This window comes from Flavobacterium stagni (genome assembly GCF_004122105.1).
Taxonomy (GTDB): domain Bacteria; phylum Bacteroidota; class Bacteroidia; order Flavobacteriales; family Flavobacteriaceae; genus Flavobacterium; species Flavobacterium stagni.
The window spans coordinates 189,589-211,749 of sequence record NZ_SBKN01000005.1; the positions used below are offsets into that span (position 1 = coordinate 189,589).

General features: G+C 40.6%; 17 protein-coding genes. 7 read left to right on the forward strand and 10 right to left on the reverse strand.

Annotation, left to right across the window (positions count from 1 at the left end):
* Window positions 1-5: 5 nt before the first annotated feature.
* Window positions 6-950 carry a GLPGLI family protein gene (locus EQG61_RS09570; RefSeq protein ID WP_129461695.1) on the reverse strand — a complete coding sequence of 315 codons (945 nt, stop codon included), beginning with the start codon at window positions 948-950 and terminating at the stop codon, window positions 6-8.
* A gap of 120 nt (window positions 951-1,070) precedes the next feature.
* On the opposite strand from EQG61_RS09570, the gene EQG61_RS09575 reads away from it, so the two are divergent.
* Together EQG61_RS09575 and EQG61_RS09580 are read left to right on the forward strand one after the other, a co-directional pair.
* Window positions 1,071-1,859: a hypothetical protein gene (locus tag EQG61_RS09575; RefSeq protein ID WP_129461696.1), complete on the forward strand. Its 789-nt coding sequence runs from the start codon at window positions 1,071-1,073 to the stop codon at window positions 1,857-1,859.
* A complete protein-coding gene (locus EQG61_RS09580) occupies window positions 1,859-2,473 on the forward strand; it encodes a deoxynucleoside kinase (RefSeq protein WP_129461697.1) in 615 nt (204 codons plus the stop codon). Before EQG61_RS09575 ends, EQG61_RS09580 begins: the two co-directional genes overlap by 1 nt.
* 42 nt (window positions 2,474-2,515) lie before the next feature.
* Here the strand turns inward: EQG61_RS09580 and EQG61_RS09585 are convergent, their stop codons facing one another.
* The 9 genes from EQG61_RS09585 to EQG61_RS09625 form a co-directional block, all read right to left on the reverse strand.
* Window positions 2,516-4,981, reverse strand: a complete 2,466-nt coding sequence (locus EQG61_RS09585; protein WP_129461698.1) for a beta-mannosidase — start codon at window positions 4,979-4,981, stop codon at window positions 2,516-2,518.
* Window positions 4,974-5,645 carry a copper homeostasis protein CutC gene (locus EQG61_RS09590; RefSeq protein ID WP_129461699.1) on the reverse strand — a complete coding sequence of 224 codons (672 nt, stop codon included), beginning with the start codon at window positions 5,643-5,645 and terminating at the stop codon, window positions 4,974-4,976. The genes EQG61_RS09585 and EQG61_RS09590 overlap by 8 nt, the downstream gene beginning before the upstream one ends.
* Entirely contained in the window at window positions 5,642-6,640 is a 999-nt protein-coding gene (locus EQG61_RS09595) for an isoaspartyl peptidase/L-asparaginase family protein (protein ID WP_129461700.1), read from the reverse strand. The genes EQG61_RS09590 and EQG61_RS09595 overlap by 4 nt, the downstream gene beginning before the upstream one ends.
* Window positions 6,641-8,905 (reverse strand): glycoside hydrolase family 20 protein, encoded by a 2,265-nt coding sequence (locus EQG61_RS09600; protein WP_129461701.1) that lies wholly within the window; start codon window positions 8,903-8,905, stop codon window positions 6,641-6,643.
* A 77-nt stretch (window positions 8,906-8,982) separates the two neighbouring features.
* The gene (locus EQG61_RS09605) at window positions 8,983-10,137 is read right to left on the reverse strand and encodes a carboxypeptidase-like regulatory domain-containing protein (protein ID WP_129461702.1); all 1,155 of its coding nucleotides are present in this window, start codon (window positions 10,135-10,137) and stop codon (window positions 8,983-8,985) included.
* Window positions 10,138-10,279: 142 nt separating this feature from the next.
* The gene (locus EQG61_RS09610) at window positions 10,280-12,730 is read right to left on the reverse strand and encodes a sodium-translocating pyrophosphatase (protein ID WP_129461703.1); all 2,451 of its coding nucleotides are present in this window, start codon (window positions 12,728-12,730) and stop codon (window positions 10,280-10,282) included.
* A gap of 320 nt (window positions 12,731-13,050) precedes the next feature.
* The gene (locus EQG61_RS09615) at window positions 13,051-13,581 is read right to left on the reverse strand and encodes an inorganic diphosphatase (RefSeq protein ID WP_129461704.1); all 531 of its coding nucleotides are present in this window, start codon (window positions 13,579-13,581) and stop codon (window positions 13,051-13,053) included.
* A gap of 278 nt (window positions 13,582-13,859) precedes the next feature.
* Complete coding sequence (locus EQG61_RS09620) at window positions 13,860-16,346, reverse strand: DUF5686 and carboxypeptidase-like regulatory domain-containing protein (RefSeq protein WP_129461705.1); 2,487 nt, start codon at window positions 16,344-16,346, stop codon at window positions 13,860-13,862.
* A 68-nt stretch (window positions 16,347-16,414) separates the two neighbouring features.
* Entirely contained in the window at window positions 16,415-17,392 is a 978-nt protein-coding gene (locus EQG61_RS09625) for a pyruvate dehydrogenase complex E1 component subunit beta (RefSeq protein ID WP_129461706.1), read from the reverse strand.
* Window positions 17,393-17,736: 344 nt separating this feature from the next.
* Here EQG61_RS09625 and EQG61_RS09630 point away from each other — a divergent pair, with 344 nt between their 5' ends.
* The 5 genes from EQG61_RS09630 (at window position 17,737) to EQG61_RS09650 (ending at window position 22,109) form a co-directional block, all read left to right on the forward strand.
* Window positions 17,737-18,483 carry an electron transfer flavoprotein subunit beta/FixA family protein gene (locus EQG61_RS09630; RefSeq protein WP_129461707.1) on the forward strand — a complete coding sequence of 249 codons (747 nt, stop codon included), beginning with the start codon at window positions 17,737-17,739 and terminating at the stop codon, window positions 18,481-18,483.
* Between the two features lie 22 nt (window positions 18,484-18,505).
* On the forward strand, window positions 18,506-19,474 hold the full coding sequence (locus EQG61_RS09635; protein ID WP_129461708.1) for an electron transfer flavoprotein subunit alpha/FixB family protein: 969 nt from the start codon (window positions 18,506-18,508) through the stop codon (window positions 19,472-19,474).
* Window positions 19,475-19,692: 218 nt separating this feature from the next.
* Entirely contained in the window at window positions 19,693-20,313 is a 621-nt protein-coding gene (locus EQG61_RS09640) for a bifunctional nuclease family protein (protein ID WP_129461709.1), read from the forward strand.
* Window positions 20,314-20,324: 11 nt separating this feature from the next.
* On the forward strand, window positions 20,325-21,149 hold the full coding sequence (locus EQG61_RS09645; protein WP_129461710.1) for a thymidylate synthase: 825 nt from the start codon (window positions 20,325-20,327) through the stop codon (window positions 21,147-21,149).
* Window positions 21,150-21,161: 12 nt separating this feature from the next.
* A complete protein-coding gene (locus EQG61_RS09650) occupies window positions 21,162-22,109 on the forward strand; it encodes an energy transducer TonB (RefSeq protein WP_129461711.1) in 948 nt (315 codons plus the stop codon).
* The last annotated feature ends 52 nt before the right edge of the window (window positions 22,110-22,161 follow it).

Genomic DNA, 22,161 nt, shown 5'->3' on the forward strand with positions numbered 1-22,161 from the left:
TAAAATTAACGTCCCATTCTGAATTCCATACGGTTTCCTCCAGGGCCGCTATTCATCTCACGCATTTCCTCCATTTTTTTGAGTACGATATCGTCGTATTCTTTTTGTTTCACCTCTTTCCCATTGGTAGGTGCTTTGATTTCGACTTTGTCTTTGGAGTTCAATACAATTTTTGAACACAATACAATCGTCTTTCCATCATTCACTTCCAAAATCAAACCGGGCAAGCCCCAATATCCTTCCGGACCTTGATTAATAGGGATTTCAGGCGTATACCATGCGGTGATGGTAATGTCTTTGGGAAGATCAAAATCTTCCATAAAATTGGTACGGGTTTCTTTCTTCTCTGTGGTTGCCGTTGCATCTTTTGCTCCATCTTTGGGAGTTTCTGTTGTTGTTGCTGGTTTTTCTTCCGCTTTTTCTTCTTTCTTCTTGGGTCGGAAATTGCGGAAATCGGTTTTGCTTGCTGGAATGATACAAGTCGCTTTCATGCAATTGTAACCGCCAATTTGTTTGGTTTCCCCAGTCATTTGCCACTTGTAATGCGTCAAGGTATCTTTCACCAAAAACTCTTTCCCCATAAACTCTTTGTCTACGGTATACATTTGGTCTTTGACATTTTTATAATACGTTCCTCCGCCGCCCATCACAGAGGCCATCATACGGAAACCGCCATTGCCTTGTCCGGGTGCGTCTAATTTTTCTTCTTCTTTATAAATGGAAGCTTGACGATCGAAATTAAGCACAAATGTTTTTTCAAACATTTTCTTCATGCGCTCTTCAATCATTTTTTGCATTTCTGGGGTAATGTTTTTATTCCCTTCAAAACGGGATTTGAAATCGGCTGTACTTGTTTTGGATTCGTACACCGCCATCCCTTGAAAATCTTTTTGTGCCCAAATAGTTGTAGAACAAAAAAGTAGTGATGCAAAAAGAAAAAACTGTTTCATTATTTTAGTTGTTTAAGGAAAACAAATATGACGAAATACCCGCCAATTTGTTACCAAGGTTTTGTTAAATTCAACCTTTGGACATTTTTATTATCAAATGGTTTAAAGTATCTTAGCCGTATGCTACGTCACCTCATTATTGTACTTTTTCTTTTTCCTTTCTCCATTTGGAGTCAGGAACTTACACTTACTGTTGAGAAATTGGATGAACGACCTCTTACAGCGGATCAATATTGGGGATTTGACGGATTGGGAAATTACTTTTACAGCACCAACACTATTGTCTATAAAGACAACGGCACTTCAAAAATTCAATACCAAAATTTACCTCTGGGTCCTATAAAATCGGTGGACTTAACCAACCCGTTACGGCCCGTTGTTTTTTACGAACAGTTTAATACGGTGGTGATTTTGGACAATTATTTGAATGAAATCCAAACGATTAATTTTTCAAATACGACTCCACCGCTGGTTGTGAATGCAGTGGGCATGTCGAATCAAAACCGTTTGTGGGTATACGATAGCTTGCAACAGCAAATAGGCTTGTTTAGTTTGACAACTAACACCTTTACACCAATTGGAAATCCGATGCAAGGTATTTGGCTTTATGCCCAATTTTCATTCAATTCCTTACAATGGATTGACGCGCAAAACCATTGGAAAAGCGCCTCAATTTATGGTCAAATCGCAGATTATGGTGTTGTTCCCAGTGGACTCGTTCAATTTATAGAAGAAAAAAACTTCTTTTACATTGAAGCGGATCATCTGTACTATAAATCCTTTGAAACAAACAAAACCTACAAGGTCGAAATTGTTGAGAAATCCATCAAAAAAATATATTGTAAAGAACAAATTTTATCTATTTTTACGGACAAAGGAATCACAAACTATAAAATAACATTACCGTAATGCATATTGCTGTAGCAGGAAATATTGGCGCTGGAAAAACTACGTTGACGCGTTATTTAGCGAAACATTATAAATGGGAACCTCACTATGAAGATGTAGTTGACAATCCCTATTTGGACGACTTTTACCACCAAATGGAGCGTTGGTCGTTCAACCTTCAAATTTACTTCTTGAATAGTCGTTTTCGTCAGATTTTACAAATTCGCGAAAGCGGTAAAAAAATCATACAAGACCGTACCATTTACGAAGATGCGCATATTTTCGCGCCCAACTTACACGCGATGGGTTTGATGACCAATCGCGATTTCGAAAACTACAGTTCGTTGTTTGAATTAATGGAAGCCTTGGTGAAAGCACCGGATTTGATGATTTATTTGCGCAGTTCGATTCCGAATTTGGTGAAACAAATCCACATGCGCGGTCGCGATTATGAAAATACCATTTCCATTGATTACCTCAGCCGTTTGAACGAACGCTATGAAGCTTGGATTCAAACCTACGACAAAGGAAAATTATTGATTATTGATGTGGACAACATTGATTTTGTGAATAATCCCGAAGATTTGGGGACGATTCTCAACCGCATTGACGCTGAAATCAACGGTTTATTCTAAAACCAAAAAAATACTCCCAACCTGCTTCACGGCAGGTTTTTTTTATGGTAAGGTATCCCAAAGACTTTTCACTATCAACGAGGAAGTAAGCGGTTTGTCAAGCGTAATGTACTTGGTTTCCCCGGGAAGCAAATCAAAATAATTATCGCTAAATAGCACTTTTTCAGAGCTGATTAATGCTACATTTTTCGCAAACACATCGGTTTGAATGGCAATCGTAGTGGCATTGATTTTTTCTAACGAAATTCGAGGTTTTTGCAATTGCAAATCTTTAGGAGCAACTCCTGTATAAATTGCATTTAGTTGCATTTCAGGCGCTTTGAAATTAATTTGTAAAACGACCGTTCCGTCTAATTTTGGCCAATCGGTTTCTTTTTCTAAGGGTATTGTGTTAACACCATTGGCCGACATTGTCGCGTTTAGTCGTTTCTCTTTTAACAGCACACCACGCATCGAGAACCATCTGAGTTGGACTTCTCCCTCATGAACAGTATCTGCATCATTAATCAAATTAATTTCTAATGCATTGTCTTTCCATTTTGGCACAATCAATTGCGGAGCAAAACTTCGTTTCACTTGATACTGCGCGGCTTTCCAATGGCCAAAATAATCCATCGAACTCCAGGATGTCACCGGCCAACAATCGTTCAATTGCCAATACAAACTCCCCATGCAATAGGGGCGGTTGCGTCGATGGGTTTCAATGGCTTTTTGCAAACCGTAAGCTTGTAAAAGTTGTGAAACGTAAACGTAATTTTCAAATGAATTGGGGTTTTGGTAATCCCGTTGCAGGTAGTTTTCAATAGTTTCAAAACCCGTACGATGTTTTTGATGGTGACGAATGGCTTTTGAGGTTAGTGCTAACGGTTCACCATCTGATAAAATGCTTAATGTTTGAAGTGAAGGCATCCCTTGAAAACCGTATTCGCTCATGAATCGGCCCACTTTTTTATCATAGCTTTCAAAAGGTTCCAATCCCCACCACACGCCCCAATAATGGGAATCGCCTTGGGTCAGACTCTCCTTTTTTCCCCAACCGATAGACGGCGAGGATGGCCAATACCGGTTTTCATTCGAAGGCAATAATCGACTTAACGTATTGGGTATTCGTTGGTGAAACAACTGCTGATAATCCTTCCAAATTCGGGCAGAATCTTGAGAAGTATACTTGTACTGTTTTTGCCAACCCCAATTGTGCCATCCTTCGTCGCTTTCGTTATTGCCACACCATAATGCTAGGGAGGGATGGTTTTGTAAACGCTTGACCTGATCTTCGACTTCCTTTTCAACCGATTGCAGGAAGGGTTCATCACCCGGATACATGGCGCAAGCAAACATAAAATCCTGCCATACCAAAATCCCTTTTTCATCACAAGCGGCATAAAACGCATCATCGGCATAGACGCCTCCACCCCAAACGCGCAGCATGTTTTGATTGGAAAGTCGGGCATTCTCTACCAAAGCTTCCCATTGTATGGTAGTCGTGCGCGGCACAAAACTATCGGGAGGAATCACATTCGAACCCTTCATAAAAACGGGTTGCCCATTGAGTTTGAAGTAAAAACTTTTCCCTTGGGCATCAGGTTCCTGAACGAGTTCGATTGTGCGGATACCTATTTTAAGTTCCCGACTATCGCGTACTTTTCTTTTTTGTTCAAGGGCAATCGGAATGGAATATAAATGAGGTATACCCAAACCGTTGCACCACCATAATTTGGGATTTTCAATAGTTATAGGAAAATCAACGACCGTAGTCCCGGGCTGCACTTGAACCTTACGTTTTTGATGATTAACCAAGAGCGTTACTGTTGTTTCTTTGCTTGCTTCCAATGCCACGTGAACAATAACTTCCGCTTGTTCTTGAGTGATATTTTTTTGTTCGTGAAACACATGCTGAATGCGCACATCGTCCCACAACTGCAATTTGACAGGCTTCCAAATGCCACAAGTTACCAAGCGCGGCCCCCAATCCCAACCGAATTGATAGGGCGCTTTTCTAGCAAAAACGCGATTATCATCCGGGAGTTGATAGGGTAATTTTTGGGCTAATGCATTGGTTCGTTGCACTGCTGATTTAAACTGAATTTTTAAATGGTTTTGCGCTTTCGCGAAAGGTTTTATATCCACATGCCAGGTGCGAAACATATTATCCGCATCGAGCAAGGATTGGCCATTTAAAAAAACCGAGGCATAGGTATCGAGGCCTTCAAATAGGAGTTCGATATGCTCCTTTTGGAGTTCGGCATGGGTCAACACAAATTCGGTTTCATACACCCAATCTTCGTTTTCAATCCACTGCACCTCTTTTTCATTGGATTGTAAGAAAGGATCGGGAATACGTTGGTTGGCGAGCAAGTCGGTATGAACAGTTCCAGGAACCGTCGCTTTTAATTTTTCATTCTTTCCCCATTGATGAACTGTCCATGACAACTGACTCAAGTCTTTTTCCAGTACTTGAGCGGTGAGTCCGATTGACCAAAGAAGAAAAAACAACCACTTTTTATGCATTCGATTCCTTTTTTAAAGCTATAACTTCTTCAGGGTTAGCGATGGTTCCTCCATCCGTAATTGCCGAAGAATGTACAAAATGCACACCTGTTGTATTTACAATTTGCCGAACATTGGAAGAACGTAGTCCGCCACCGGGCATGATGGCAATACGATTTGCTGCTTTTTGTTGCATTGCTTGGAGTTCGTGTATTCCTTCTACCACATTGGCTTTTGTTCCTGAAGTGAGTATTGTTGTAAAGCCACAATCGATGATTTGTTCCAAGGCGGTTTCCCAATTAGACACACGGTCAAAAGCACGGTGAAACGTACACGGAATGGGATGCGCTAGTGCGACTAATAGTCGGTTGCGCTCTTCATCCAACGTTTCATCTTCCTTTAAAATTCCGAATACCAAACCATGGACTTGCAATTTTTTAAAATCCGTAATACTGCCTTTCATAGCCTGAAATTCTGCATCGGTATACACAAAATCACCCCCTCGTGGCCGCACCATCACATAAACAGGAATGGGCACTTGGGTCAGGACTTTTTGTGTGGTTTCTAAATCGGGAGTAGTTCCTCCTACTTCGATTCCGTCACACAATTCGATGCGGTCGGCACCGGCTTGTGCAGCGAGAATAGCCGATTCGGGATTAAAACAAGCGATTTCGAGTTGGATCATTTTAAATAAAAATTAGCGTCAATCAAACGGTTACCAGTAGTGTCGTGTACAGCATAATTGAAACCGCCTTGCACGCAATAGGAACCATAATTCCCTTGTTTGTCAAGGGCGATAAATCCCACTTGAATATCTTTTAAATTCTTTTTCCGGTTTTGGGTCAGTTTCACGATGCGCATCACGGCTTCTTCACAAGCTTGTTGCGGCGACTTCCCTTGGCGCATGAGTTCGACCACCAAATGGCACCCGGCAATTCGAATTACTTCTTCACCATGTCCAGTAGCAGTAGCGGCACCAATTTCGTTATCGACATAGAGTCCGGCGCCAATTATCGGCGAATCCCCCACACGACCGTGCATTTTATAGGCCATACCACTCGTGGTACAAGCGCCCGATAGATTCCCAGCTGCATCAAGAGCGATCATGCCAATGGTATCGTGATTTTCGATATTGACTTTGGGTTGGTACTGACTGGTTTTCAGCCACTCTTTCCATTCTTTTTCTGAGGCTTCGACTAATAAATTCTCTTTTTTGAATCCTTGGGACAAAGCAAAATCCAGCGCTCCTTGACCGACCAACATCACATGCGGTGTTTTTTCCATAACGGCACGCGCAACGGAAATAGGATGTTTGATATGTTCGAGACACGCCACCGAACCGATATTGGATAATTCATCCATGATACAAGCATCGAGTGTCACTTTACCATCGCGATCGGGACGACCGCCATAACCCACACTGCGTTCGTTGGGATCACCTTCAGGAATGCGCACACCGGCTTCCACAGCATCGAGGGCGCGACCTTTTTTGGCTAAAATTTCCCATGCCGCTTCGTTAGCTTGTAAACCAAAATTCCATGTAGAGAGTACGATGGGTTTTGTTCCTACTAAAGAAGGACTATCGGAACGTTCAGCAGCCTCAGTTTGCCAAGAAGTTAGCGATAAGCCAACCGTTCCCAGCGCGGCTGATTTTAAAAATTTACGACGTGTATTTTCCATTTATTCCACGATTATTTCGTCCACAAAAAGCCAAGAACCATTACCGGCACCGGGCATTCCGTCTTGAATTTTACCCTTATTTTTGGCCGTTACTTTCACGAATTGTGCTTTTACTTTTTTTCCTTTCCAATCCACATTCCCCTTTGCTTGTTGAATATCTGATTGGGAAAAAGTTTGAATTGTTTCGAATTTAATGCCATCGGTAGACACTTCGAAAACAATTTCATTGGGAAAATAAATCCAGCTCGACGGACTCTCGAGTGTCCCAACATTCAAGTGCGTGATGGATTGTTTTTTACCCAAATCGATAAGAGCTACCATATCTTTTTCCCAAAACCCTAACCAATCGCGACCGAACTTTTGGGTATCCCCTTTGACACCATTCACTAAGGCAAAACTACCTCCAGCACTGTAGCGTTTATCGGGTTGATTTTGAAGATTGACCATACAACTGGTGGCTTTGTGTATGGTAAAAGCTTGTTCGGAAAGCGCACTTTTTTGGGTAGTTTCTTCAAAATAGGCCGCTTTCACCGTTTGGGATTGCTTTAGAGTTAGCGTATTGGAAAAAGTTGGCGATTGTGCGGTGGGCTGACTCCCGTCCACCGTATAATGAATATTGGCTTGGTTTTGGTTGGATTTCAACACATACAATACGCCATTTTCACCACCGGGATTTGGCATGACCTCCGTAGTAATTTCGAATACTGCTTTACTAAAGTTGATTTTTTTGGTTTCCCATTCTTTAAAATGTTGGGTCACACGGTTAAAGTAATTGGAATAATCATTGGCATTAGCCGTTCCCCACAACACTTCAGCAAGTGCCGTCATCCTTGGGAAAATCATGTATTCCACCTGTTCAAAAGTGGGAATATATTCCGTCCACACATTCGCTTGTGCGCCTAAAATATATTGCGCTTCGTCCGCATTGAGTTCGGTAGGAATGGGTTGATAGCTATACACTTTTTCCAATGGTGTATACCCGCCTATCGCTAAGGGTTCGTTTTTGGGTTCGCCCTGATAATGATCAAAATAACAATGTGAGCCGGGCGTCATCACTACTTGATGTTTTTGTTTTGCGGCAGCGATTCCGCCTTCGGTTCCCCGCCAACTCATCACGGCTGCATTCGGGGCTAAACCACCTTCGAGAATTTCGTCCCAACCGATGATTTTTTTGCCTTTAGCATTGACAAATTTCTCAATACGTTGGATAAAATAACTCTGTAATTCGTGTTCGTCTTTCAGGTTATTTTCCTTCATCCTTTTTTGGCAATTGGGACAGGCTTTCCAACGGGTTTTCGGACATTCGTCACCACCAATATGGATAAATTGTCCGGGGAATAAATTCATGACCTCTGTCAATACATCTTGTAAAAAAGTGAAGGTTTCTTCTTTGGGACAAAACACATCCTCGAGTACGCCCCATTCTTGGGCCACTTCAAAAGGTCCGCCCGTACAAGAATACTGCGGATAGGCCGCTAAAGCTGCACGCGCATGTCCGGGCATTTCAATTTCAGGAACAATCGTAATATGTCGGATGCGCGCATAATCCACCACATCACGGATATCAACTTCGGTGTAATAGCCGCCGTAACGTTCGGCATCAAACTTTTGGTCGTTGTAATGACCCACCATCGAACCGTTGCGCCACGCACCTACTTCGGTGAGCTTGGGATACTTTTTAATTTCGATTCTCCAACCTTGATCATCGGTGAGGTGCCAATGGAAGGTATTGTATTTGTAGGCAGCGAGGTAATCGATGTATTTAAAGATGGCTTCTTTTGGAAAGAAATGCCGACTCACATCGAGGTGCATGCCGCGCCATTTGAATTTGGGGGCGTCTTGAATAATTCCGCAAGGAAACTGCAACTGATCTTTGGGAACATTAATGAGTAGTTGGGTTAAGGTTTGAAATCCGTATTGCACGCCGGTATAATCAGCTGCTTTTAGAAAAATAACTTTGGGGTTGATCTGAATTTCGTAGGCTTCAGGAGCTAATTTGGGTTCGATTTGCACAATGATAGCATCCTCTACGATTCCCGCTTTATTGGTAACATACAGTGCTTTTTTACGCAAACGAATTTCCTTCATTAACGGTTCGGCTTCGGCATCCATATCCATAGGAGCCGAAATGATAAGGGTTTCTTTTACCGTAAAAAACCCATCGTGAAACTCGACATAATTCGGTTTTGGAATCAAAGGATAATTGGTTTGAGACCATGCCCATGAGGCTAGAAGAACAAAAAGCAAAGAAAGTTGCGTACGCATTTTTTAGTTTATATTGTTTAGGTAAATATAAAAAAAAAGCCCCACCGAAGTGAGGCCTATATTGAAATCTAAGTTGATTATAAATTCAAAATCACATATTCTAAGATATAGGAAGTGTTTCCGATATTGCCTGAAGCGTGATTATGGAAAGTTGTATAATAAATGGTTCCACTATTGGCATTTCCTTGACAAGGTCCGAGTGTATCACCGTGGGCTTGATGAGCTGCCCAAGCTGAAGCGCTTATGGTTATTGTAACATTAGAATTTGTCGCCTCATCGTGATGGCAGATGGTTACCCAACCCGTATCGTCGCCACCAACGGGTGTACCTACTGCTCCACCCGAGAAATCCGTGTTGCGCACCATTAAAGGTTGGTTATTGGAAGGATTCATTACCAAAGCTTCCCAAAACGCTGGGTCATAGGCATTGATTTGTTCCCAACTTCCGAGATCGTAATCAATATTCAAGGTTGAAAATCCGATAGCGGCTGCTAAGTTAGCATCGGGAATGGTGGCGCCATTGATGAACCCTGAAGCTCCGTTATTGATGGCACACATTTTATCGTCGGAGATAAAACCAAAGGGTAAGTTACACGAATTGGAGTTGGTGCCACCACCGGTTAAATAAGCAACGGCCCAATCGGAAGCATACAAACTACCTCCATTGGTTACAAAATTGGCAAGATTCGTATCAATTTGTGCATTAAGTGTATTTTGTTTCCCCCCACAATTCAAAAAGATAATATCGTATTGAGAAATGGTGGCATAATTGGCTAGATCGTTATGTGTAATGGACTGAATAGTATACCCCAAAGATTGTACAATCAACTCGATTTTATCATAGGATCCCGGTACATAGGCCATATTGGCAACTTGTTCCAAACGACAAAGTGTGGGGTCTACTGTAATTGTTTCGTCTTTCACAACATCAATTTCGAGAGTAGTCCTAAAATTGGATCCGTTACCTGTTTGAAGATATAAATCTCGATGTCCGGCGGGAGCTAATAGCGTAAACGTTCCATCAGCAGCAGTTCGGGTGTAATGGATCTCATTTTTAGAATCGAATACAAAAACGAGTGCACCACCGACAGGCTTCGATCCGTTTTTAACCGTGAGCGTTCCTTTTACGGTTCCAGAAGGTTCGGTAATTTCACCTTGATTATCGTCTTTGCTACAACTAAGAAAAAAACTCATTAAAGTCGCAAGCGCTAAGAATACAATTTTGTTTTTCATGGGATTGGTTTTGGTTGGTAAAAAATTAAACTGTAGCGACTTGAGGAACTCAAATGTAGCTAAATACTTTGTAAAAGCCTCATTTTCAACAAAAAAAATCCCCGCAATTGAGCGGGGATTAGTATTTATTCGTTTTGACCGATTATTTATGAGCTTCTGAACAGCATTCTTTGCCTTTCATTTCACCAATAAATTTTCCATCTTTATCATAATGTGACATGCATTTTTCTTTTTCTTCGGGAGAGCAACCTAAAGAATCGCACATTTTGGCACATTCTTCTTTGGTCATGGAGGCACATTTGCTCATATCGCATTTGCCCATCATTTCTCCTTCGCATTTACCTTCACATTTTTCACCGGTACAATCGCCTTTACAGTTTTCTTTTGAAGCGCACATTTCTTTTTTGGCGCATTCTTTTTTGTCCACTGTACTATGACCGTTACTTAAGATAGGTGCGATTACCAATCCAACCAAACACGTTAATTTGATTAAGATGTTCATCGAAGGTCCTGAAGTATCCTTGAATGGATCCCCAACCGTGTCACCTGTTACAGCTGCTTTGTGCGCATCGGAACCTTTGAAGGTCATTTCACCATTAATTTCAACTCCTGCTTCGAATGATTTTTTCGCGTTATCCCAAGCACCACCAGCATTGTTTTGGAAAATAGCCCACAATACACCCGATACACAAACACCAGCCATATATCCTCCTAAGGCTTCAGGTCCCATTAATAAACCTAGAATAATTGGAGTAATGATTGTAATAGCACCTGGTAACATCATTTCGCGAAGTGCGGCTTTCGTAGAAATGTCCACACATTTTCCGTATTCAGGTTTGCCTGTTCCTTCCATAATACCTGGAATTTCACGGAACTGACGACGAACTTCTTGCACCATATCCATGGCAGCTTTCCCAACGGATTGCATCGCTAAAGCCGAGAAAATTACGGGGATCATACCACCGATAAACAAGGCCGCCAAAACATCTGCTTTGAAAATATTAATACCATCAATTCCAGTGAAAGTAACATAAGCCGCAAATAAAGCCAATGCCGTCAATGCCGCAGAAGCAATTGCAAAACCTTTACCAACAGCAGCAGTTGTATTTCCTACTGAGTCTAAAACGTCGGTGCGTTGACGCACTTCTTTAGGCAATTCACTCATTTCAGCAACACCACCAGCATTATCTGCAATGGGTCCGAAAGCATCAATGGCTAACTGCATTGCTGTAGTGGCCATCATCGCAGAAGCAGCGATAGCTACTCCATAGAAACCTGCCAAGAAATAAGCACCCCAAATCGCTGCAGCAAAAAGAATCACTGAACCGAAAGTAGACTTCATCCCTGTTGCAAGTCCGGCAATAATGTTGGTTGCAGCCCCTGTAGATGAATTTTGTACAATGTTTAAAACTGGTTTTTTACCTAAAGCGGTGAAGTATTCGGTAATCGCAGAAATCAACAAACCTACAGCTAAACCTACTAAAGTTGCGTAGAATACGTTGATACGCGGCACTTCTTTCACCCCTTCACCAAAGAAATTCATATTGATTGTGGCGGGTAACATTTTGTCGATTAAGAACCAACAAGCCACTACTGTCAAGGCTAAAGAAATGTAGTTTCCTAAGTTTAAAGCACCTTGTACTTCAGCTTCTTTAGCATCGTTGTTTTTAATTTTCACAAAGAAAGTTCCAATGATCGAAGCTAAGATTCCGATACCTGCAATGGCAAGCGGTAATAAAATAGGTCCCATGTTTCCGAAAGCATCCGTAAATTGCGAACCACTGGCTTCGGTCATGTCTTTAATGATATAATTACCTAGAACCATTGACGCCAAAACGGTAGCCACATACGAACCAAACAAGTCGGCTCCCATACCCGCTACGTCTCCAACGTTGTCTCCAACGTTATCCGCGATAGTTGCAGGGTTACGTGGATCGTCTTCGGGAATACCAGCTTCCACTTTTCCTACTAAGTCGGCACCTACGTCAGCGGCTTTGGTATAAATACCACCACCCACACGGGCAAACAAAGCAATTGATTCTGCTCCAAGCGAGAATCCGGCTAAGGTTTCCAATACCATAGACATATTATCATAGAAGGATTTTCCTTCGATGCCCATGAATTGGTTTAAGAATACTAAAAAGAAAATGCTCAAACCTAGTACGGCCAAACCGGCAACTCCCAATCCCATTACAGTTCCTCCTGAGAAGGAAACTTTCAAGGCTTGAGGCAAACTTGTTTTAGCTGCCTGTGTGGTGCGTACATTCGATTTTGTTGCGATGCGCATCCCGATATTTCCGGCTAAAGCTGAGAAGATTGCACCAAAAATGAACGCGACTACGATCATCCAATGCGAAACTCCAGAAATTTGGGAAACGGCGAATAAAGCTACAGAAGCGATGACTACGAAAATAGCCAAAATTCGGTATTCGGCTTTCAGGAACGCCATGGCTCCTTCTTGAATACTTTTGGCAATACTTTGCATGCGTTCATCACCGGCATCCTGTTTGTTTATCCATGAGGCTTTAATCCCCATGAATATCAATCCTAACACTGCCATAGCAATTGGCAGATAGATAAACATTTTCTCCATAAAGTTGGTTAGTTAGTTATAGAATTTAAATTATCAAATCGAACAAAAATAAAGAAAAATAAATACTAAGATTATGAATTTTGCCATTTTATTACAAATAAATGCCGAATAACCAATTTTCCTTGAATCAAGAGCCTTTTCGAAAGATAAGTCGTAAGCAAATCGTTAAATTTTCATCATTTTTTGGATATGAATCTGGATTTGCATTTCAAAAGTACTGTTGAAATTGAACGTATTAAAAAACAAAAAGAGCGGGCAATAAACCCACTCTTTTTAATTTGATTTGATAACAATAAACGCTAACTCAACGTATTTGTCAATTATTTGATGCTAAATAATCCTTCTGGACGGTTTTCAATCGCTGCAAAACGATCGATACATTGCTGTAAGATTTCACGGGCTTCGTCAACATTCCCCCAACCGTGTACGTCTACTTTTTTATTTTCAAGATCTTTATATACTTCGAAAAAGTGCTCGATTTCTTTCAACAAGTGCGGATTCACATCTTGCAAATCGTTTAACTTGTTCCAAATAGGATCGGAAACTGGCACACAAATGATTTTCTCATCCGGACCTTTATCATCGGCCATGTGGAACACCCCAATCGGTTTTACTTCCATTACACACATGGGAAACGTTGGTTCTGTGACTAAAACCAATACGTCTAATGGATCACCGTCTAATGCAAGCGTTTCTGGAATAAATCCATAATCTGCTGGGTACATCATGGAAGAAAACAACATACGGTCGTAACGAATTTTCTTTAATTCAAAATCGTATTCGTATTTATTGCGGCTTCCTTTTGGGATTTCGATTAATACATCGAAAGTATTTTTATTATCTGCTGTCATAATCTTGCTGTTCAATTAACTGAGGGCGCAAATTTACAGCGTGTTTCGACTATTCGCCAAAAAGATTTGCAAAAAAAAAATACACTTTCGACGCAATTGTGAATCCCTAATTTTTTTAACCGAAAAAATAGACATCGTGTTTTTTTGGGTGATAATTTTTATGAATTTACTATACATTCCCACTAGCGTCTACAAAGTACATTTATGTCCAAAAAAAAACTGATTTTGAAAACAAAAGTTCCAAAATCAGTCTATTGTCTTGATTTGTAGTGACGTACTTAAAAATAGAACCCAAATTCCCCTTTAATGGTGAAGTTGTTGGTTCCGGGTAAATCGCGGTAGTTTCCTCTCCAACTGGCATCAATGCGGAAAACTTTAAAGATATTCCCGATACCAACGCTGTATTCCCAGTAGGGTGTTTTTGGAGCTTTATACACTAAATCCGAAGCATTTAACAAGCGGTTTTCTTCTGAAAAATCGCCGTATACTCCACGAATTCCGATAATCTCCCGCCAATTCAATTTTCGGATACCAGGGATTCTAGAAAACAAACGCCCTTGGAAATTGTGTTCCCATTGAAGGGTTACGTATTCATCGGTAACAAATTCGTAGAAATTCAAATTACTAAAAGTGTTGCCAATGATAAAATAGGTTTGATTTCCGGGTACTACACTCATCAATCCTAGCGGAACAGCACCAAAGGTTTTCCCCATTTCCATGGTCAAATTGGTTCGCCCTAATGGACCGATAACGATAGGCTGTTTGTAATACAATTGCAACTTGGTATAATCAAAATCACTATTCAAAACTCCTTTGAAACCCTGACTCATTTTTAAAAACAAACGACTATAGGGATTATCTACAGATAAGCGTTCCACTCCATATCCTACCGATTTTTTCTTGGGTGTAAATTCGACCTGAAAATACACTTCAGATTGGCGCAAATCGCCACGCGTTTGTGTGCGTGCTTTATCAGTAAAATAATCCATAGTGAATAAATCGCGGGATGCCGATTCGAGTGTACGGAAAGAGAATCCGGTTTCAAAAATTAAATTTTTCACCGGTTCGATTTCTGCAGAAGCAGAAGTCAAGTTGATGTTGGACAATTTCCCGTTGGTTCCTGACATGAAAATACCGGAGGAAGCAAAACTTCGACCCAAGACATCATTGGTTGTGGTTAAACTTGCTCCAATTTGTTCGATATCTCTCCGATTCCCCGCAGCGAGAATCAAACGGTTTTTGGTATTGACCATCCATTTGGCAGAAACCCCGTATTTAAATTTATGATCATCAAACCCGAAAGCGGTATAGCCTTGGATTCGCCATTTATCGTTCGGACCAAAATACGTTCGCCCACCTGCGCGCAAACGAATACCTTCAACTACATTATATCCAAAAGTGGAAAAAATGGGACCGTAATCAAAATGCCCTTTTTGAATGTAACCGCTGGCTAAAATAGTCACCAGATTATACATTTGTTTGAACTTCTTGACGGTTTTAAGGGTGTCGAGCATTTTATACACCCCAACTTCATCTTTGTTCAATTTTTCAAAGCGATTTTTCTCCCAAAATTCTTCATTTCGGGTATACACTGCATTGTCAATGAAGTTGACTTCATCGCGGTAGAATTTTTCGGGTTTGGGTTCGTTGAATTTATGATTACGGTACAAAGAAGTTCGTTTCCCATATACACCTTTGGCTTCTTCCTTTTTAGACAACGAGAAATCGGACATCATATAATCTCTGGTGAGTAAAAACACCGAGTCGTTCACTACATCAAATTCTTGTTCGATATAAATATCTTTTACCCAGTTAATGTTGGCGCTTTTCGAAACGGCCATATTAATCGTCTTAATAGCAAATGTGGAATCATTCACCCAAAAATCCCCTTTGAAGGTCAATTCATTTTTACGTCGGGGATAAAAAACGATGTTGTAGCACCATTTGTCATCAATGTAAGCACTATCCCGCAATACGTAATTATAGACGTCAATTCCTGTTGTGGAAATAGGACTTGTAAAACTCTTATCAAAAAAGGTCAAGTGGTTGTTGTAAATATTGTAATCGTTATACAAGTCTTTGATAAACGTGTTGACGCCATCGCCGTTACTTAAACCTGAATTTTTATTTCCTTCTAAAATTTCTTTTTGCTTCCCTAATTTATTGTCGCCGTAGACTTTATATACCGACTCGTTGATAAAAATGGGTAAATACGTTTTACCCGTAATTTTGGAAGTATCAATTTTATTGAATACAAATTCCATCCCTTTAAACACTTTGCTTTTGGTGAAATTGCTGTCAATACTATTGAGATCAAATTCGACTTTTTCGTACTTATCGTAAGCGTATTGATCGAAGAGGCGCAATCCATTTTTGCGTTTGCGCTCCCAGATTTTCCGTAAGATTCGTAACGCTGGATTATTTTTCTTGGACGTTTTCCCGGTATACACCACGACTTCTTGAAGCACTTCTTCTTCATTAAGTACAATTTTTAAATTGTAGGTAACGGGTTTTTCCAAATCAACATCTTTTGTTGTATAACCCATAAAAGCCACCACTAAGGTGGTGTAACTTTTTGCTGATTCGATATAAAACTTCCCGTTTTCATCGCAAACCACACCCTCATTCGACCCCTTAAACACGAGGTTTGCAAAAGGAATCGGTTGATTTTTCTTGTCAATAACCACTCCACTCACTTTGGTTTGAGCGGCGACAAGAACGGTAAAAAAGAACAAAATAATACTTGCGCGTAGGTTTTTCTTCATCCTGTTTTGTTAAAATAAAAAAGCCATTCCAAGTGCTCTCGGAATGGCTTCAAATATAAAGGAAATCCTTATTTATACATTACTTTTTTGACGGCTTTAACAACATCACTTGCATTCGGCAACCATTCTTTCAAAAGGGTTGGCGAATACGGAGCAGGTGTATCTGCAGTTGTGATACGTTGTACGGGCGCATCCAAATAATCAAAAGCACGCTCTTGAACCATATAAGTGATTTCAGAAGCCACACTCGCAAAAGGCCAAGCTTCTTCTAATACCACTAAACGGTTGGTTTTTTTCACCGAATTGATGATTGCGTCATAATCCATTGGGCGAACGGTACGTAAGTCGATGACTTCACAAGAAATGCCTTCTTTAGCCAATTCATCGGCAGCGATTAACGCTTCTTTGATAATTTTACCAAAAGAAACAATCGTTACATCAGCACCTTCGCGTTTGATATCGGCTACACCAATTGGAATGATATATTCGCCTTCAGGCACTTCCCCTTTATCACCATACATTTGCTCTGATTCCATGAAAATAACAGGATCGTTATCACGAATCGCTGCTTTCAACAAACCTTTTGCATCATAGGGCGTTGAGGGCACAATCACTTTCAAACCGGGACAGTTGGCGTACCAGTTTTCAAAAGCTTGTGAGTGGGTTGCTGCCAACTGACCTGCAGATGCTGTAGGACCACGGAACACCATAGGCATAGGAAATTGACCGGCTGACATCTGACGCATTTTGGCTGCGTTGTTGATGATTTGGTCAATACCTACTAATGAAAAGTTGAAGGTCATGAATTCTACAATTGGACGACAACCGTTCATGGCTGACCCTACTGCGATTCCTGCGAAACCAAGTTCTGCAATAGGCGTATCAATGACACGTTTTGCGCCAAACTCATCCAACATTCCTTTGGAGGCTTTGTAGGCACCGTTGTATTCGGCCACCTCTTCACCCATTAAATATACTGATTCGTCGCGACGCATTTCCTCGCTCATCGCTTCGGCAATCGCTTCTCTAAATTGGATCGTTCTCATATCGAATATTTCGTTATTCAGTTTTAGGATTCGCAAAAATAAGAATTCTCGATGATTAAAATATTCCGTCTTTCGATTTTGTGCCTCCTTTTTTTACGAAATCGATATAATTGCGTTAAAAAACAGCTTTCATCAACCGAAAACCCAACTTTTCCAGCAAAAAATATTTTCACTACACCGAAATTTTGCGTTAAATTTTTAACAATTCAAAATCGAAATCCTAACTCTCTATTGAATCTTCAGCGAAATCGATTGAAATATGAAAAAATATTATGCATGCATACAAAAGTTAGAAATATATTTTTTACTTTTACGTCGGAAAAATTTAAACCCCTCAAAAATATATGAAAATATTAGTTTGCATCAGCCACGTGCCTGATACTACTTCAAAAATCAACTTCGTTAACGGGGACACGGAGTTTGATACCAACGGTGTACAATATGTGATTAACCCTAATGACGAATTTGGACTTACCCGTGCCATTTGGTTTCAGGAGCAACAAGGTGCGAAAGTAACGGTTGTGAATGTGGGCGGACCCGATACGGAAGCGACTTTACGCAAAGCCTTAGCCATTGGTGCTGATGACGCTATCCGTGTCAATGCTACACCAACTGATGGTTTTTTCGTAGCGAAACAATTGGCCGAAGTGGCTAAAAATGGAGGATATGATTTGATCATTTGCGGAAAAGAATCGTTAGACTACAACGGCGGAATGGTTCCAGGAATGTTAGCCGGATTATTGAACTACAACTTCGTGAATTCTTGTACCGAATTAACGGTTGACGGATCTGCGGCAAAAGCCTCTCGCGAAATTGATGGTGGAAAAGAGGTAATTGCTACAGCATTACCTTTGGTAGTAGGTGGACAGAAAGGAATTGTAGAAGAAAAAGACCTTCGTATCCCCAACATGCGTGGTATCATGACTGCTCGTACAAAACCACTTGCTGTGGTAGAAGCAACAGGAGCTGACAACAAAACCAAAGCGGTGAAATTTGAAAAGCCAGCACCAAAATCAGCGGTGAAAATGGTTTCTCCTGATAATCTTGACGAATTAATCAACTTGTTACACAACGAAGCGAAAGTAATCTAAGCTTCCAAAAAAGATAAAGACTATGTCAGTACTTATATATGCCGAATATGCAGACGGCAAATTCAAAAAAGTAGCGTTGGAATTGGCTTCCTACGCCAAAGCTGTAGCCGACACCATGGGCACTAGCGTAACAGCAGTAACTGTTAACGCGGGTGATACTTCAGAATTGGGCAAATACGGTGTTTCCAAAGTTTTAAATGTAAACAATGGCCAGTTAACCAACTTTAATGCAAAAGCTTATGCTGATGTGGTAAAACAGGCTGCACAAAAAGAAGGCGCTAAAGTAGTAGTTCTTTCTTCAACAACAGACAGTTTGTATTTAGCACCGTTAGTGGCTGTTGGCTTGGGAGCTGGTATGGCTTCCAACGTAGTTGGCTTACCTGTAAGCACGTCACCTTTCCAAGTAAAACGCAGTGCATTTTCACAAAAAGCATTCAATTATACGGAAGTTACCACAGATGTAAAAGTGTTGTGTATTTCTAAAAACTCATTTGGTTTGGTTGAAAACAATACCGCTGCAAGTGCAGAAGATTTTTCACCTGCTTTAAGTGATGCCGATTTCAATACTAAAGTGGAATCAGTTGAAAAAGCGAGTGGTAAAGTATCTATCGCTGATGCAGATATCGTGGTTTCTGGTGGACGCGGATTGAAAGGTCCGGAAAACTGGCACATTTTGGAAGATTTAGCTACAACACTTGGAGCAGCAACCGCTTGTTCTAAACCAGTTTCAGATATCGGTTGGAGACCCCATAGCGAACACGTGGGACAAACAGGTAAACCTGTGGCTTCTAACCTTTATGTGGCTATCGGAATTTCAGGTGCGATTCAGCATATTGCCGGAATCAATGCTTCTAAAGTAAAAGTGGTCATCAATACCGACCCTGAAGCACCGTTCTTTAAAGTAGCCGACTACGGAATCGTAGGTGATGCTTTGGATGTAGTGCCCCGTTTAACACAAAAATTAAAAGAGTTCAAAGCACAAAACAGCTAAGATTCTTTGAAAATATAACCTAAACTTGATAGGCCGTTTGTTTTTTTACAAGCGGCTTATTTTTTTTAGAAATCCCCAAATCTTTTTGTTATTTTGCAGTCCGTATTCGACTAGAAAATTAGACCCCCTAATTTTCAAAAATCAAAAGGTTTAGATAGAAGTTTACGACCGACAATAAAGGTGTTTTCATTTTATTGCCGCAATAATATTAAGATAGTATGAGTTTAGTCAAACTTACCATAAAAGGAATTTCGTACAGTCAGACCCAAAACGGTGCCTACGCATTGATTTTAAATGAAGTGGATGGCGAGCGCAAACTTCCGATTGTTATTGGCGCCTTTGAAGCCCAATCGATTGCGATTGCTTTAGAAAAAGAAATCAAGCCGCCGCGTCCGTTAACTCACGATTTGTTTAAAAGCTTTGCCGATCGATTTGATATTGTGGTCAAACAAGTGATCATTCACAAATTGGTGGATGGTGTATTTTACTCAAGTATCATTTGCGAACGCGACAAAATTGAAGAAATCATCGATGCGCGTACTTCGGATGCGATTGCCTTAGCATTGCGCTTTCAAGCCCCCATTTTTACGTATAAAAACATTTTGGACAAAGCGGGTATCTATTTAAATCCTTCCGGAAATGAAGGAGAAATGGGCGACGGCGTACTGTCAGAACCGGAAACTTTTGGACAATCCAACGAACCTACACCTACAGCAGGTAGCGGACTAAACACTTACAGTTTGGCGGAACTCAATGACATGTTGGAAGCCGCTGTACAAGATGAAGACTATGAAAAAGCGGCCCGTATCCGCGACGAAATATCCAAACGCGAATCTTAAAATTAATCCCTGTGAAACAATACCACGACCTCGTTAAGCATGTTTTAGAACACGGTGTTCAAAAAGGTGATCGCACTGGAACCGGAACCAAAAGTATTTTCGGCTACCAAATGCGTTTTGACCTCAGCGAGGGTTTCCCGATGGTAACCACCAAAAAGCTCCATTTAAAATCCATTATCTATGAATTGTTGTGGTTTTTAAAAGGAGAAACCAATATTGGTTATTTGAAAGAAAATGGGGTTAAAATTTGGGACGAATGGGCAGATGAAAACGGCGATTTGGGTCCGGTTTACGGCCATCAATGGCGCAACTGGGACAGTAAAAATATTGATCAAATTGCGGAGTTAATTGAGACTTTAAAACAAAACCCGAACAGCCGTCGCATGTTGATTTCGGCTTGGAATCCTTCGGTATTGCCCGACACTTCGGTATCCTTCGCAGAAAATGTAGCCAATGGTAAAGCGGCACTTCCTCCCTGTCATGCGTTTTTCCAATTTTATGTTGCAGAAGGAAAATTATCCTGTCAGTTGTACCAACGCAGTGCCGATATTTTCTTAGGCGTTCCGTTCAATATTGCTTCTTATGCGTTGTTAACGATGATGATTGCGCAGGTGTGCGACTTACAACCCGGCGATTTCATACATACCTTTGGCGATGCCCATATTTACAACAACCACTTCGAACAATTGGAATTGCAATTGAGTCGGGAGCCTCGCCCCTTACCCACCATGAAAATCAATCCAAACGTGAAAGATATTTTCGCTTTTGAATTTGACGATTTTACGTTAGAGGGATACGACCCGCATCCGCATATTAAAGGTGCTGTGGCGGTTTAAAACTATAATTTAATGAAAAAAAACATCTATATACTGGTAGTTTTACTTAGTAGTGCATTTGTATTTGCACAAAATGAAGTCATAAAATACACCGACTCTCTGGGTAAAGAAGCAACAGAAAAAAACTTTTATAACAAAAGTGTATTCAGTTTTCAAGATTCCTGCAAATGTTATGTCATTACAACTTTTAATGCTAAAAATATTCCAACTAAATCCGTTTGCTACGAAGATGCTGACACCCGAATAGTACATGGACAATATGTGGTATATGATTCCAAAGGGAGATTAGATTATGCCAACACCTACAATAAAAATTCGCTTGAAGGACCTTATCGACGTTGGTATGAGAATGGCAAATTATGTGAAAAGGGATATTATACTAAAGCAGATGAAACCATCGGCAGCAATTACAAAATTCAGAGTTTTTGGAATCGTGATGGCATTCAAACTGTGAAAGAAGGTAATGGAACCTATTTTTATGAAAATGAATTTTTTTCCGATAAAGGAACCTATAAAGAGGGTGTTAAAACAGGAAAATGGACGGGTTTATTTGGAAAAAAAATGAACACCTATGAAGAACTATACGAAAACGGCAGCCTCATTGAGGGAACGAGTACCACACCTGAGGGTGAAAAAGTAAACTACACAAAGGCTGAAATTCGTCCCGAACCCATTAAAGGCATTAATCATTTTTATAAATACATTTCAACAAATTTTGAACCAACCAATGAAGCGTTAAAAAAGAAAGTCAAGGGCACAATTATTTTATATTTTATTGTTGAAAAAACAGGGCAAATCAATGGGATACGCGTGAGTAAAAGCCTCGGGTATGGTTTAGATGAAGAAGCCGTTCGATTACTGTACTCATATCCCAAGTGGACCCCAGGATTACAAAAGGGATTGCCTGTTCGAACTTCCTATCAAATTCCTATTCGACTTGATTTTTCATCAAGCTATTAATACAAATAAAAAATCCGCCTTGAAGGGCGGATTTTTAAAACAAACCAACTAA

What these genes read in the sequence shown, in the direction of transcription:
- EQG61_RS09625 (WP_129461706.1), bottom strand. Translation starts at nt 17,392, where the DNA reads ATGAGAACGATCCAATTTAGAGAAGCGATTGCCGAAGCGATGAGCGAG.
- EQG61_RS09640 (WP_129461709.1), top strand. Translation starts at nt 19,693, where the DNA reads ATGAGTTTAGTCAAACTTACCATAAAAGGAATTTCGTACAGTCAGACC.
- EQG61_RS09600 (WP_129461701.1), bottom strand. Translation starts at nt 8,905, where the DNA reads ATGCGTACGCAACTTTCTTTGCTTTTTGTTCTTCTAGCCTCATGGGCA.
- EQG61_RS09620 (WP_129461705.1), bottom strand. Translation starts at nt 16,346, where the DNA reads ATGAAGAAAAACCTACGCGCAAGTATTATTTTGTTCTTTTTTACCGTT.
- EQG61_RS09570 (WP_129461695.1), bottom strand. Translation starts at nt 950, where the DNA reads ATGAAACAGTTTTTTCTTTTTGCATCACTACTTTTTTGTTCTACAACT.
- EQG61_RS09610 (WP_129461703.1), bottom strand. Translation starts at nt 12,730, where the DNA reads ATGGAGAAAATGTTTATCTATCTGCCAATTGCTATGGCAGTGTTAGGA.
- EQG61_RS09615 (WP_129461704.1), bottom strand. Translation starts at nt 13,581, where the DNA reads ATGACAGCAGATAATAAAAATACTTTCGATGTATTAATCGAAATCCCA.
- EQG61_RS09595 (WP_129461700.1), bottom strand. Translation starts at nt 6,640, where the DNA reads ATGGAAAATACACGTCGTAAATTTTTAAAATCAGCCGCGCTGGGAACG.
- EQG61_RS09580 (WP_129461697.1), top strand. Translation starts at nt 1,859, where the DNA reads ATGCATATTGCTGTAGCAGGAAATATTGGCGCTGGAAAAACTACGTTG.
- EQG61_RS09585 (WP_129461698.1), bottom strand. Translation starts at nt 4,981, where the DNA reads ATGCATAAAAAGTGGTTGTTTTTTCTTCTTTGGTCAATCGGACTCACC.
- EQG61_RS09590 (WP_129461699.1), bottom strand. Translation starts at nt 5,645, where the DNA reads ATGATCCAACTCGAAATCGCTTGTTTTAATCCCGAATCGGCTATTCTC.
- EQG61_RS09650 (WP_129461711.1), top strand. Translation starts at nt 21,162, where the DNA reads ATGAAAAAAAACATCTATATACTGGTAGTTTTACTTAGTAGTGCATTT.
- EQG61_RS09575 (WP_129461696.1), top strand. Translation starts at nt 1,071, where the DNA reads ATGCTACGTCACCTCATTATTGTACTTTTTCTTTTTCCTTTCTCCATT.
- EQG61_RS09630 (WP_129461707.1), top strand. Translation starts at nt 17,737, where the DNA reads ATGAAAATATTAGTTTGCATCAGCCACGTGCCTGATACTACTTCAAAA.
- EQG61_RS09635 (WP_129461708.1), top strand. Translation starts at nt 18,506, where the DNA reads ATGTCAGTACTTATATATGCCGAATATGCAGACGGCAAATTCAAAAAA.
- EQG61_RS09605 (WP_129461702.1), bottom strand. Translation starts at nt 10,137, where the DNA reads ATGAAAAACAAAATTGTATTCTTAGCGCTTGCGACTTTAATGAGTTTT.